At 72.0% G+C, this 12582-nt stretch carries 12 protein-coding genes; 8 read left to right on the top strand and 4 right to left on the bottom strand.

Going from position 1 to position 12582, the window contains the following annotated elements; all coding sequences use genetic code 11:
* Nucleotides 1-41: 41 nt before the first annotated feature.
* A complete protein-coding gene (locus AXW62_RS05375) occupies nucleotides 42-1511 on the bottom strand; it encodes a class II fumarate hydratase (RefSeq protein WP_060943473.1) in 1470 nt (489 codons plus the stop codon).
* A gap of 257 nt (nucleotides 1512-1768) precedes the next feature.
* Nucleotides 1769-2509, bottom strand: a complete 741-nt coding sequence (gene aztA, locus AXW62_RS05370) for a zinc ABC transporter ATP-binding protein AztA (RefSeq protein WP_060943472.1) — start codon at nucleotides 2507-2509, stop codon at nucleotides 1769-1771.
* 15 nt (nucleotides 2510-2524) lie between these two features.
* Between aztA and aztB the strand changes: the two genes are divergently transcribed.
* The 4 genes from aztB (at nucleotide 2525) to aztD (ending at nucleotide 6930) form a co-directional block, all read left to right on the top strand.
* A complete protein-coding gene (gene aztB / locus AXW62_RS05365) occupies nucleotides 2525-3382 on the top strand; it encodes a zinc ABC transporter permease AztB (RefSeq protein WP_060943471.1) in 858 nt (285 codons plus the stop codon).
* Nucleotides 3383-3404: 22 nt separating this feature from the next.
* Nucleotides 3405-4646, top strand: coding sequence for a hypothetical protein (locus AXW62_RS05360; RefSeq protein ID WP_060943470.1), 1242 nt, complete (start codon nucleotides 3405-3407; stop codon nucleotides 4644-4646).
* Nucleotides 4643-5647 (top strand): zinc ABC transporter substrate-binding protein AztC, encoded by a 1005-nt coding sequence (aztC, locus tag AXW62_RS05355; RefSeq protein ID WP_079115486.1) that lies wholly within the window; start codon nucleotides 4643-4645, stop codon nucleotides 5645-5647. Before AXW62_RS05360 ends, aztC begins: the two co-directional genes overlap by 4 nt.
* 83 nt (nucleotides 5648-5730) lie before the next feature.
* Nucleotides 5731-6930 carry a zinc metallochaperone AztD gene (gene aztD / locus AXW62_RS05350; RefSeq protein ID WP_060943469.1) on the top strand — a complete coding sequence of 400 codons (1200 nt, stop codon included), beginning with the start codon at nucleotides 5731-5733 and terminating at the stop codon, nucleotides 6928-6930.
* 92 nt (nucleotides 6931-7022) lie between these two features.
* Here aztD and AXW62_RS05345 read toward each other — a convergent pair whose 3' ends face one another.
* Nucleotides 7023-7973 (bottom strand): anti-sigma factor RsbA family regulatory protein, encoded by a 951-nt coding sequence (locus AXW62_RS05345; protein ID WP_060943468.1) that lies wholly within the window; start codon nucleotides 7971-7973, stop codon nucleotides 7023-7025.
* A 153-nt stretch (nucleotides 7974-8126) separates the two neighbouring features.
* On the opposite strand from AXW62_RS05345, the gene AXW62_RS05340 reads away from it, so the two are divergent.
* The 3 genes from AXW62_RS05340 (at nucleotide 8127) to AXW62_RS05330 (ending at nucleotide 10440) form a co-directional block, all read left to right on the top strand.
* Entirely contained in the window at nucleotides 8127-9008 is an 882-nt protein-coding gene (locus AXW62_RS05340) for an alpha/beta fold hydrolase (protein ID WP_060943467.1), read from the top strand.
* A 220-nt stretch (nucleotides 9009-9228) separates the two neighbouring features.
* Entirely contained in the window at nucleotides 9229-9552 is a 324-nt protein-coding gene (locus tag AXW62_RS05335; protein WP_060943466.1) for a hypothetical protein, read from the top strand.
* A gap of 54 nt (nucleotides 9553-9606) precedes the next feature.
* Entirely contained in the window at nucleotides 9607-10440 is an 834-nt protein-coding gene (locus AXW62_RS05330) for an SAM-dependent methyltransferase (protein WP_060943465.1), read from the top strand.
* Nucleotides 10441-10632: 192 nt separating this feature from the next.
* On the opposite strand, the gene AXW62_RS05325 is transcribed toward AXW62_RS05330, so the two are convergent.
* Nucleotides 10633-11505, bottom strand: coding sequence for a helix-turn-helix transcriptional regulator (locus AXW62_RS05325; protein WP_060943464.1), 873 nt, complete (start codon nucleotides 11503-11505; stop codon nucleotides 10633-10635).
* A gap of 190 nt (nucleotides 11506-11695) precedes the next feature.
* Between AXW62_RS05325 and AXW62_RS05320 the strand changes: the two genes are divergently transcribed.
* Entirely contained in the window at nucleotides 11696-12457 is a 762-nt protein-coding gene (locus AXW62_RS05320) for an SDR family oxidoreductase (RefSeq protein ID WP_060943463.1), read from the top strand.
* Nucleotides 12458-12582: the final 125 nt, after the last annotated feature.

The following is a 12582-nucleotide window of genomic DNA, read 5'->3' as shown; positions in this document are numbered from 1 at the left end:
GACACGGGGACGGGACGGACACGGGGGATCGCACCGCGGGCTCAGCCGTCGCGCAGGCGGGCCATCTTCCTGGGGTCCACGATGCGGTCGAAGTCCTCGGCGCCGATATGGCCGCTGGCGATGGCGGCCTCGCGCAGCGTCATCCCCTCGGCGGCGGCCTTGTGGGCGATCTCGTCGGCCTTGTCACGGCCGATCTCCGGGGCCAGCGCGGTGACCAGCATCAGCGAGCGCGCGAGGTAGTCGTCGATCTGCTCGCGATTCAGCTCGATGCCCTCCACGCAGTACTCGCGCAGCTTCTCGCAGGCGTCGGCGAGAATCCGGGCGGAGCGCAGGAAATCGCTGATGACGAGCGGCCGCGCGGCGTTGAGCTGGAAGTTTCCCTGCGTGCCCGCGTGCGCGACGGCACCGTCGTCGGCGAGCACCTGGGTGCACACCATGATCATGGCCTCGCACTGGCTCGGGTTGACCTTGCCGGGCATACCGGTGCTGCCCGGCTCGTTCACGGGCAGCGTGAGCTCCCCGATTCCGCAGCGCGGCCCGGAGGCGAGCCAGCGGATATCGTTGGCGATCTTCATCAGGGGAACGGCGAGCCCCCGCAGCCCGGCGGAGGCGGCCACCATGGTGTCCACACCGCTCTGCGCGGCGAAGGAGTTGGACGCCACCTTGAACGGATGTCCGGTGGCCCCGGCGATCTCCTGGGCCACCGCCCGGCCGAAGCCCTCGGGAGCGCCCAGCCCGGTGCCGACGGCCGTGCCGCCGATGGCGAGCTGGTACAGATCCGGCAGGGTGGCGCGCAGCCGCTCCAGCGCGTCGGAGAGCTGGGCGGCGTACCCGGACCACTCCTGTCCCACGGAGAGGGGGACCGCGTCCCGCAGATGGGTGCGGCCGGTCTTGACCACCTCGTACCAGGCGCGGGACTTGGCGGCGATGGCCTCCTGGAGCAGGCTGACCTGCGGCAACAGGGGGTCGTGCAGGATGCGCACCGCGGCGATGTGCATGGCCGTGGGGAAGGTGTCGTTGGCGGACTGGCCCAGGTTGACGTGGTCATCGGGGTGTACCGGATCCTTGCTGCCCATGACGCCGCCGACCAGCTGGATCGCCCGATTGCTGATGACCTCGTTGACGTTCGTATTGGTCTGGGTGCCGGAACCGTCCTGCCACACGTACAGCGGGAAGTGGTCGTCCAGCGCACCGGAGACCACTTCGTCGGCCACATGCGCGATCAGGTCGGCCTGCCAGCCCGCCAGCCGCTCCTGTCGGCCGTTGACCAGCGCGGCGGCCTTCTTGACGTGGCCGTAGGCGTGGTAGACCGCCTTGGGCATGCGGTCGTCCCCGATCGCGAAGTGGATCAGGGACCGCTGGGTCCGGGCGCCCCAGTACCGGTCCGCGGGGACCTCGACGGTGCCCAGTGCGTCGGTCTCCCGGCGGGTGCCGGTGGCGTCGATGCGGGTGGGCAGGTCCCGGACCCTCGGGACGCCCCGGGCGCCCCGGCGCCTGTGGGGCGTGTTCATCGCGTGCTCTCCCAGACGGATGGCAGACCATCCATACGCACACTCCGCATCACGGCTGGTGCCCTCCCCGCCAGTGTCGCCCCGCACCGCCGCGACCGCATCCGGCACCGCCGCCCGCTGGGCCGGAGGCGGCATCGAGCGGCGGACGGGACCGGTCCGGTCGACGCCGCCCGAGACGGAAGCACCGGGCGCTGGGCCGGTCGATGAGCGGCGCTCGGCAGACGGGGCGGCGCTCGGCAGACCGGGCGGTGCTCTCCTCACACCGGTTGCCAGATCCGGGCGAGCGTGGAAGCGGTGAGGAGCTGCGCGGGGTCCCCCTGCCCGGCCAGGTGACCGTCGTGGAGCAGGAGACAGGCGTCCGCCGAGCGTGCGGCCGCCAGGTCGTGGGTGGCCTGGACGACGGTCACCCCGTCGGTGACCAGCTCCGTCAGCAGCGTCGTGATCCGCTCCCGGGCCTCCGGATCGAGGCCCGTGGTGGGCTCGTCCAGCAGCAGCAGGTCCGACTCCTGGGCGAGTCCCTGGGCGATCAGGACGCGTTGCCGCTGTCCGCCCGACAGCTCCGCGAGTTGGCGTGCGGCCAGGCCGGTGACGGCCAGCCGTTCCATGGCGGTGTCCACCGTGGCGCGGTCCCGCCGGGTCAGCCGGCGCCACGGCCCGCGGTCGCCCCAGCGTCCCATCTCCACGGTCTGCCGGACCGTCAGCGGCAGTGCGTCACCGACGGCTCCGCGCTGCGGGACGAACGCCGGCGGCCGGCCGCCGTTGTGGAGGAGCTCGCCCGATGTCGGCCGGATCACACCGGCCACCACCCCGAGCAGGGTGGACTTTCCGCTGCCGTTCGGGCCGACGAGCGCGGTGATGGCCAACGCCGGTATGTCGGCGTCGAGTTGGTGGAGGACGGGACGGCCGGGGTAGCCGGCGGACAGCTCGCTGAGGCGGACGCGGGGTGAACGGTCCCCGGCGGTGGCGGAGAACACCGGTTTTTTGAACATGATTTTCATTGTAGTGTGCTTGCCGTGGAGTGGCTGACGGGTCCCTTCGAGGTGACCTTCGTGCAACGGGCCCTGTGGGGCGGGATGCTGGTGTCGGCGATCTGTGCCCTGGCGGGCACCTGGGTCGTGCTCCGGGGCATGGCCTTCCTCGGCGACGCGATGTCCCACGGGCTGCTGCCCGGAGTCGCGGTGGCCGCGCTGACGGGCGGCAACCTGCTGGTGGGGGCGTTGCTGAGCGCGGCGGTGATGACGGCCGGCGTCACCGCGCTCGGCCGCACCCCCAGGCTGTCCCAGGACACCGGGATCGGCCTGCTCTTCGTGGGGATGCTGTCGCTCGGCGTCATCATCGTGTCGCGCTCGCAGTCCTTCGCGGTCGACCTGACCGGGTTCCTCTTCGGCGATGTGCTCGCCGTCCGTGAGGAGGACCTGGCGCTGCTGGGGGTGGCCCTGCTGCTGGCGCTCGCCGTCTCGGTCCTCGGCCACCGGGCCTTCCTCGCCCTGGCGTTCGACCCGCGCAAGGCCCGGACGCTCGGTCTGCGCCCGCGCCTGGCGCACGCCGTGCTGCTCGGCCTGCTGGCGCTGGCCATCGTCGCCTCCTTCCACATCGTGGGCACCCTGCTGGTGCTCGGCCTGCTCATCGCTCCGCCGGCGGCCGCCCTGCCCTGGGCGCACAGCGTGCGGGGCGTGATGGCCCTCGCGGCGCTGCTCGGCATCGCCGCCACCTTCTGCGGCCTCCTGCTGTCCTGGCATCTGAGCACCGCGGCCGGGGCGACCGTCTCGGCCCTCGCGGTGAGCCTGTTCTTCCTCTCCCATCTGGCATCCGGCCTCCGCCACCGCCGCCGGGCCCGCCGGCCCGGCGCCCACCCCGCCGCAACCGACTGAAAGAACCCTTGAGGCGATCCCCTTGTCGATACGAAGAAACGCCACCGCCCGGGCATCGGCCGTCTTCGCGGCCGTGGCGCTGCTCACCACCGGCTGTGCGGACCAGGACGGCAACGCGTCCGCCCCGCGGACCGGTCCTCCGGCCTCCGCCCCGCACGGGTACGTCGCGGGGGCACAGGAGGCGGCCGAGCAGCAGTCCCGGCTGCTGCTCAACGACCCCGAGACCGGCGACACCCGGGTACTCGACCTGATCACCGGAAAAGCGCACGAGGTGTCCCGGAGGCAGGGCACCACCGAACTCACCACGGACGGCCGGTTCGGCTACTTCCACACCACGGGCGGCACACACGTCCTCGACGGCGGTGCCTGGATGGTGGACCACGGCGACCACGTCCACTACTACCGCACGCGGATCCGCGACGTCGGCCGGATCCCCGGCGGCCCCGGAACACGGATCCGCGGCGACGCCGCCGTGGCCGCGGTGACCGACGAGGACGGCCGGGCCAGCATCTACCGCCGGACCGAATGGGAGAAGGGGAAGGTCGGCGCCTCCCGCGCGCTCGCCGGAGCGCATACCGGCGCCGTCGTGCCGTACGCGGAACACCTGCTCGCTCTCACGGACGACGGGAAGGGCTCCACGAGGGTCGTGGTGTACGACCGCGAGGGCGAACGCGTCGCGTCGCCGGCCGCGGAGTGCGAGGACCCGCGGGGCGACGCCGTCACCCGGCGCGGCGTCGTCCTCGGATGCGCGGACGGCGCCCTGCTCGTACGCGAGTCCCACGGCGCGTTCACGGCCGAGAAGATCGCGTACGGCGGCGATGTCCCCGAGGAGGAACGGGCCACGGACTTCCGCCACCGGGCCGGCAGCGACACGCTCACGGCGCCGGCCGGGGACCGGGCCGTATGGGTCCTGGACGTCACGGAGCGCACCTGGACCCGGGTGAAGACCGGGCCCGTCGTCGCCGCGAACACCGCGGGGGAGGGCTCGGTCCTGATCGTCCTGCAGACCGACCGGTCGCTGCACGGCTACGACATCGCCAGCGGCAAGCACGTCTCCGCAACGAAACCGCTCCTGACCAAGGCCCCCGAGAGCGGCACCGACGGGACCCGCGGACCGGCCATCGAGGTCGACCGCAGCCGCGCCTACCTCAACGACCCGGCGGGCAACCGCGTGTACGAGATCGACTACAACGACAACCTGCGCGTCGCGCGCTCCTTCGGCCTGGACATCGAGCCGGACCTGATGGTGGAGACCGGGCGATGACGGAACGGAACCGAGCGGCACGCACACGGGCGCCACGCACATGGGCGCCACGCACACGGGCGCCACGCCGGCCGCACACCCTGCTGCTCGCCCTGCTCCTCCTCGTCTGCGCCGGTGCGGCGACCGCCTGCGCGCACCGCGACGACCGGCCCCGCGTCGTGGTGACGACCAACATCCTGGGCGACATCACCCGCCAAGTCGTCGGCCGCGAAGCCGAGGTCACCGTGCTGATGAAGCCGAACGCCGACCCGCACTCCTTCGGCCTGTCGGCCGTGCAGGCCGCCGAACTGGAGCGCGCCGACCTCGTGGTCTTCAACGGGCTGGGCCTGGAGGAGAACGTCCTGCGCCACGTGGACGCCGCCCGCGCCTTGGGCGTGGCCACCTTCGAGGTCGGCAGGGCGGTGCACCCCCTCACCTTCCGGGCGCACGACGGCGGTGACCGCGAGGAGGAGGCCGGGCAGCCCGATCCGCACTTCTGGACCGACCCCGACCGGGTGCGCGAGGCGGTGGGCCTGATCGCGGACCAGGTGGTGGAGCACGTGGACGGCGTGGACGGCAGGACGATCCACGACAACGCCGCCCGCTACCGGAAACAACTCGCCGGCCTCACCACCTGGATGGAGAAGTCCTTCGACGGCATACCCCGGCAGCGGCGGGCGCTGGTGACCAACCACCACGTCTTCGGCTATCTCGCCGACCGCTTCGGCTTCCGGGTGATCGGCGCGGTGATCCCGAGCGGTACGACGCTGGCCTCGCCCAGCTCCTCCGACCTGCGCTCGCTCACCCGGGCCATGCGCGACGCCGGGGTGCACACCGTCTTCGCCGACTCCTCCCAGCCCAAGCGGCTGGCCGAGGTCCTGCGCACCGAGCTGGGCGGCCAGGTGCGCGTCATCGAGCTGTACTCCGAATCGCTGACCGAGAAGGGCAAGGGCGCCGACACCTATCTGCGGATGATGCGCGCCAACACCACCGCCATGACCGACGGGCTGACCGGCGACTGACCCGGCGCGGACACCGGCCGGCCCGCCGTCGCCCACCCACACCTCTCGCCGCGACACCGCGGCCCCCGGAAAGGAACACACCGATGAACAAGCCGATACGCCACAGAGCCGTCACGGGCACGGCCCTCGCCCTGGCGGCCGCCGCCGTCCTGACCGCTTGCGGGGGCGAGGACACCTCCTCGTCCGGGGCGAAGGCCGGGGACCGGCCGGGCACGAAGGCCACCGAGGTCAAGGACCCGCTGGTGGCCACGTTCGACGGCGGGCTGTACATCCTGGACGGCGAGAAACTGACCCTGGCCAGGACGATCGCGCTGCCCGGCTTCAACCGCGTCAACCCCGCCGGTGACGACTCCCACGTCGTCCTCTCCACCGACAGCGGTTTCCGCGTCCTGAACGCCGCCGAACAGACCCTCACCGACATCGCCTACCAGGGCGCCAAACCCGGGCACGTGGTACGGCACGCGGGCAAGACGGTCCTGTTCACCGACGGCACCGGCCAGGTCGACGTCTTCGACCCCGACGACCTCGCCGGCGGCAGGAAGCCGGAAGGCCGCGGCTACACCTCCGCCGAGCCGCACCACGGCGTCGCCATCGAACTGAGCAACGGCGAACTCCTCAGCACCCTCGGCACCGAGGAGAAGCGCACCGGCGTCCTCGTCCTGGACAAGGACAACAAGGAGATCAAGCGCAACGAGAACTGCCCCGGGGTGCACGGCGAAGCCGCGGCCAAGGGCGAGGCCATCGGCGTCGGCTGCGAGGACGGCGTCCTCATCTACAAGGACGGCAAGTTCACCAAGGCCGACGCCCCCGACACCTACGGCCGCATCGGCAACCAGGCGGGCAGCGACGCCTCACCGGTCCTCCTGGGCGACTACAAGACCGACCCGGACGCCGAACTGGAGCGGCCGACCCGCGTGTCGCTGATCGACACCGGGACCGGCCGGCTCCGCCTCGTCGACCTGGGCACCAGCTACTCCTTCCGCTCGCTCGGGCGCGGACCGCACGGCGAGGCACTCGTCCTCGGCACGAACGGCGCCCTCCATGTGATCGACCCGGAGACCGGAAAGGTGGAGAAGAAGATCCCCGTGGTGGACGCGTGGCGGGAACCGCTGGACTGGCAGCAGGCCAGGCCCACCCTCTTCGTCCGCGGCCACACCGCGTACGTCTCCGAACCGAGCAAGCGCAGGGTGCACGCCATCGACCTCGCATCGGGCGACGAACTCGCGTCCGTGACCCTGCCGAAGAGCACGAACGAGCTCTCCGGCGTCGTCGCGGACCACTGATCCGCCGGCCCCGCGGCCACGGCGCTCCCGGGTACGCCGCGCGCCACGCGGGCCGAGCGCGCCGCACCGGTGTGCCGGTGCGGCGCGCGGCGTCAGATCCCGGTGCGCAGCCGGATGAGGGTGCCGTCCGCGTCGGCCTGCATCTGCACCACGTCGCACAGCATGCGGACGCCCCACAGCCCGAATCCGGGCTCCGCGTCGGCCGGCGGGGCGAAGCCCCACAGCGCGTCCGGGTACCAGTGGCCGGGACCGGAGATCTCGCAGACCAGGTCGCCGTCGTGGACCCAGGTGCTCAAGCGCGCCGGGGCCCCGCCGTGCCGGACCGCGGTGGTGGACACCTCGCTCACGGCCGCGACCATGTTGCGCAGCGCGTCATGGCCCATGCCGTGCCGGCTCGCCCGCTCGGCGACGAAGGCGCGCACCTCGTCCAGCCTGGCGGAGTCGACCGGCATGGACTCGGCGGTGCGCGGGGCGGGCGGCAGCGGGCGCCGGTCGCAGGTGGCGCTGAACGGGCCGGGGCCGGTGTAGGCGCCGCTCCGCTCCGGACCGTGGCCGTCGATGATCTCGGGGTGGGTCTGGCGCGCGTAGGCGAGGATCTCGGGGTGCAGCAGACGCCGGTCGTAGCAGCAGATCGCGCGGGCGCCGGAGTGGGCGAAGGCCGCGTTGACGATCGACTCGTAGCGGGCCCACTCGACCACCTCGAGCGGGGTGCGGCCCTGCCACACCGGTTCGGAGATCACCCGGACCCGGCGCGGCTTCTCGGCCTTGATGAAGGAGTCGTAGGCTGCGATGGTCTTGACCGGGTGCTGGTACCAGCTGAGCGCCTCCTCGAACTGCACCGCCTTGGCGTCCTGTCCGAGCGCGTCGCGCAGTGCCGCGATGTTGGAGGCGGCGGCGACGACGGCCACGGCGTCGTCCGCCTCCAGGCCCTCCCGCAGGAAGGGAACGCAGATGTCGACCACTTCCCCCTCGTCGCGGTAGAGGAATCCGCGGTGCACCATCGCGTCGCGGTGGTCCGCGACGGGACTGCTCGGGCTGGTCATCGGGCCTCCCTGGGGCTCGGCCGGTGAAAACACGGATGTGCGTCATCGAATTTCCGGACGGTATAGCGCAGTCTGCCACTTCCCGAGTCCGCCGCACAGCCCGTTCCGCCCATACGTGGACGGCATCCTGACGCTGCATTAGCATCGTCGGCCGTGACAGAGCTGAAGAACATCAACGCAAATGGACTTGATTTCGGGTATTTCGAAGCGGGTCCGGCCGACGCCCCCTTGGCGCTCTGCTTGCACGGCTTCCCGGACTCCGCGCACTCCTGGCGCCATCTGCTCCCCGCGCTCGCGGACGCGGGGTACCACGCCGTCGCGCCCTTCATGAGGGGGTACGCGCCCACCGGTATACCCGCCGACGGCGCCTACCAGGTGGGCGCGATCGCCGCGGACGCCAACGCGCTGCACGAGGCGTTCGGCGCCGGCGGCGACGCCGTGCTCATCGGCCACGACTGGGGCGCCATCGCCGGGTACGCCGCCACCGCCGTCGCCCCCGAGCGCTGGCGGCGTGCCGTCACGATGTCGGTACCCCCGCTGGGCGGGGTGCTGGCCGACTTCTTCAACTACGACTACGGCCAGTTCAAGCGCTCGTTCTACATCTTCCTGTTCCAGACGCCGCTGGCCGAGGCCGGCGCGGCGGCACACGACATGGCCCTGATCGACGGCCTGTGGCGGGACTGGTCGCCCGGCTACCACGACGCCGCCGAGGACATCGCGCACGTCAAGGAGAGCCTGCGGGACCCGGACCACCTCGCCGCCGCGATCGGCTACTACCGGGCGCTGTTCGACCCGTCGCGCCAGGTGGAGAAGTACGCGGCCGAACAGGAGGCCGTCCTGCGGACGGGGGAGACCCCCATCCTGTATCTGCACGGCACCGACGACGGCTGCATCGGCGCCGATGTGTCCCAGAGGGCCAAGGATCACCTCCCCGCGGGCTCGCGGATGGAACTGATCGAGGGCGCGGGGCACTTCCTCCACCTGGAGCGGCCCGAGCGGATCAACCGCGAGGTGCTGGCCTGGCTCGCCGGGTGACCGGGCGGCCCGGTCCGCGCGCCGTGCTGCCACATCGCGTGTGACCAGGGTCTTTCCAGGCGGAACGCGGCGCGGCCGCGGCGGTGACCCAGGTCCGGGACGGACCCGGTAGAGCCGCCGCGGCCGCGCTTTACTGCCGGTATACCGCCGCTGTTCCACCCTCTTCCATGCTGGGCGCATCGCTACAGCCGCCCGTCAGGGATGTGTCCGGAGAGGGCCTGTGAACGTCGACCAGCAGTATCAGCCTCATACCGAGGACGAACTTCTCTACGCCTGGAGCACCTTCCAGCTCTGCGACGGGGTGGAGGGGTCCGGCCCGAGCGGCACCTGCCGGGCCGAGCGCACCGCCCGCGCCTGCCTCGAAGCGGCGCTCCAGGCCGCCGCGGCCCACTCCGGCGCGTACTCCTGGGGACAGCTGAGCCGGGTGTCCGCGGACGTCGAGCTGCCCTTCCACCTGTGGGCCCGGGACCCGGTCGCCTGGGCCGAGCCGGGGCCCAGCGCGACGGTCACCTGGCGTCCGGGCGAGGCTCCGCGTCCACAGTGATCCGGAACCGTCCCGCGGTGAGGCGAGGCAGTGCTAATCGGTAGGGGAATCAGCATGAAGAGCAGCGGACCGGGCATCGGGCTCCGGACCAGGGAGTGGCGGCCGGCCGACCACGGCCGGCGTGCGGTCAGCGAGGCGAATCCGGCCAGGGTCTACAACTATCTGGTCGGCGGTAAGGACAATTACCTCGCCGATTACGAACAGGCCCAGCGTTTTCTCGGCGTCGCACCCGAAGTCCGCGACACCGCGCTCTCCAATCGGCGATTCGTGCACCGCACCGTCCGTCATCTCGCCTCCGGTGGAATCAGTCAATTCCTGGATATCGGCGCGGGATTGCCGGCGAACCCGAATGTGCACGAGATCGCCCAGGCCGTGAATCCCCGGGCCCGCGTGGTCTACGCCGACAACGACCCCATCGTGGCGAGCCACGGCCAGGCCCGTCTCACCGTCTCCGGCACCACGATGGTCCGGGCCGATGTCCGCTCGCCCGACGACCTCCTGGGCCATGAGGAGCTGCGCCGGCTGCTCGACCCCGGGCAGCCGGTCGCGATCCTGCTGACGCTCGTCCTCGACTACATCGAGGACCGGGAGGACCCCATCGGCATTGTCCGCCGGCTCATGGACTGGGCCGCGCCGGGCAGCTGTCTGGTCCTCTCCCACGGCACCGGTGACTTCACCCTCGACACCGACCGGGAGTGGGAGGTCATCAGCTTCGAGGACCCGGTCTCACTGGTCGCCCGCGACCGTGATCAGATCATGGAGTACTTCTCCGGTCTCGAACTGCTCGACCCGGGCCTGGTGCAACTGCCCTCCTGGCGCCCGGGTATCGGCGCCGAGTCCGATCCGAGCCGGGTGTGGGCCTACGGCGGGGTGGCGCGCAAGCCGTAACCCCGCCCGCCGGCCGACGCCCGCCCCGGATCCCGCGTCAGCGCGGGCCGGGGCCCGCTGCGCGGGGGCGGACGGGTGGCGCCGTCGCGACACCGCCCGGGACGCCCGGCGGTGTGCGGACGCCGCCTCCCCGGCAGTCGACGGGCCCGGCGACGCCGCAGGCGGATGAGGCGCGGGGCGGCACGGCCGCCGTCAGGGTGTCCTCGGGCGCGGGTCGTCCGCCGGCCTGTCCGGTGCGGTATCGGCGGACGCGGTGTGCGCGAGGGTGGCGAGGAGCCGGAGTTTCTCGTCGCTGTCGCTGTCCTTGTCCGGGTAGTAGACGACGAGGATGACGTCGTCGATGGCGAGCTTGTCGCGGTGGAGACGCAGTTCACCGACGACGGGGTGGTTGACGATGGTGGTTCCCCCGTCGAGGTTGCGGACGTCGTGGCGGGCCCACAGGGAGCGGAACCGCTGACTGGACAGCGCGAGTTCGCCGACGAGTTCGACGAACCGGGGGTTGTCGGTGTCGTCCCCGATGGTGGTGCGCAGGGCGGCGACGAAATCGGCGGTGGCCTTGGCCCAGTCCTGGTGGAAGGCCCGTTCCTCGGGATCGAGGAGCAGGGAGCGAAGCCGGTTCTGGCCGGGCCGCAGCCGGGGGGAGAGCGCGACGGCCAGGGGGTTGGAGGCCAGCACGTCGAACGCGCGTCCCTCGACGAACGCGGGGATCTGAAGGTGGGCGAGCAGCTGGTGCACACGCGCCGGTACGTGCTCGGGCCGCTTGCGGCGCGGCGCCCTGGGGCGTATCGCCGCGAGGCCGAGCAGATACGTCCGTTCCACGTCGTCGAGTCGCAGGACGCGTGCGAGTGATTCCAGAACCTGGGGGGAGGGGTTCTTGTCCCGGCCCCGTTCCAGGCGCAGGTAGTAGTCGGCGCTGATGCCGGCGAGCAGGGCCACCTCCTCCCGGCGCAGGCCGGGCACGCGGCGGTTGCCGCCGGGCGGGAGCCCCGCCTGCGCCGGCGAGACCAGCTCACGCCGGGCACGGAGGTAGCTGCCGAGCCGGTTGCCGGATTCCTCATCCTTCATACCGACACCGTAATGCGGTGCGCGTGCGTCAGAGGGGGTCCTGACAGGACCAGGGAAGACGGGGGCCCTGCCACAGCCGGCGGAATCCGTCAAGACTGCGGTAGCACCGTTTCAAGAAGAGACAGAGAACACCACTGTCCGCGCCGCGGCCCCGAACGCCGTCGGCGCCTCGTACCGAAGGGAAGATCTCGTGGATCTCTCCAACCGCACCGTTCTCGTCGTCGGCGGAACCTCGGGCATCGGCCGGGAGCTGGCCCGGCGGTTCGCCGCGGCGGGCAGCACCGTGGCCATTGGCGGCCGCAGCCCGGAAGCACTCGCGGAGCTCGCCGGAGAGGGCTTCGGCACGGTCGGCATCGACGTCACCGACAGCGCCTCCGTCGCCTCCGCCCGTGACGTCGTGCTCGACCGCTACCCCGAGCTGGACACCGTGGTCACGATGTCGGGCGTCATGCTCCTGGAGGACCTGCGCGACCCCGCCCACTTCGCGGCGGCGGAGACGACGATCGACACCAACCTGCTCGGCACCATCCGGGTCATCGACGCGTTCACCCCGCACCTGGTCCGGCGGGGCGCCGGCACCTTCATCACCGTCACCTCCGGCATCGCCTTCCTGCCCTTCCCGCCCATGCCCAGCTACGCCGCCTCCAAGGCCGCGGTGCACGCCTACTCCGAGGCACTGCGCGCGCAGCTGGACGGCACCGGGGTCGGCGTCGTCGAGCTCGTCCCCCCGGCCGTCGCCACAGCGGGCCAGGAAAAGGTGAACCCGCACGCGCTGCCGCTCGACGATTTCGCCACCGAAGTCATGCGGCTGCTCTCGGCGGACCCCACCCCCCGCGAAATCCTGGTGAAGGGTGTCCTCATGCACCGCTGGGCCGAGCGCGACGGCACCTACGACGACCTCGTCGCCCAGCGTTCCCGGGCCCTGGCCATGCTCCCCGGCCGCGAAGGCTGACCCCGCGCCCCGACCGGCCGCCGGCGCGGAAACGCCGTGCCCGGTGTCCCGCGTCCGTCCTCCACACACCGGGGGCCGATATCCGGTCGCCACGGCACACCGCCAGGCGTGGGCCGGACCGGCAC

This window comes from Streptomyces hygroscopicus subsp. hygroscopicus, from assembly GCF_001553455.1.
GTDB classification, from domain to species: Bacteria; Actinomycetota; Actinomycetes; order Streptomycetales; family Streptomycetaceae; genus Streptomyces; species Streptomyces hygroscopicus.
Note: the sequence above shows the minus strand (reverse complement) of the source record. Positions and strands in the feature narration are given on the sequence as shown.

Coding starts and splice junctions, on each gene's coding strand:
- AXW62_RS05375 (WP_060943473.1), bottom strand. CDS start 1,511: ATGAACACGCCCCACAGGCGCCGGGGCGCCCGGGGCGTCCCGAGGGTC.
- aztA (WP_060943472.1), bottom strand. CDS start 2,509: ATGAAAATCATGTTCAAAAAACCGGTGTTCTCCGCCACCGCCGGGGAC.
- aztC (WP_079115486.1), top strand. CDS start 4,643: ATGACGGAACGGAACCGAGCGGCACGCACACGGGCGCCACGCACATGG.
- aztD (WP_060943469.1), top strand. CDS start 5,731: ATGAACAAGCCGATACGCCACAGAGCCGTCACGGGCACGGCCCTCGCC.
- AXW62_RS05345 (WP_060943468.1), bottom strand. CDS start 7,973: ATGACCAGCCCGAGCAGTCCCGTCGCGGACCACCGCGACGCGATGGTG.
- AXW62_RS05330 (WP_060943465.1), top strand. CDS start 9,607: ATGAAGAGCAGCGGACCGGGCATCGGGCTCCGGACCAGGGAGTGGCGG.
- AXW62_RS05325 (WP_060943464.1), bottom strand. CDS start 11,505: ATGAAGGATGAGGAATCCGGCAACCGGCTCGGCAGCTACCTCCGTGCC.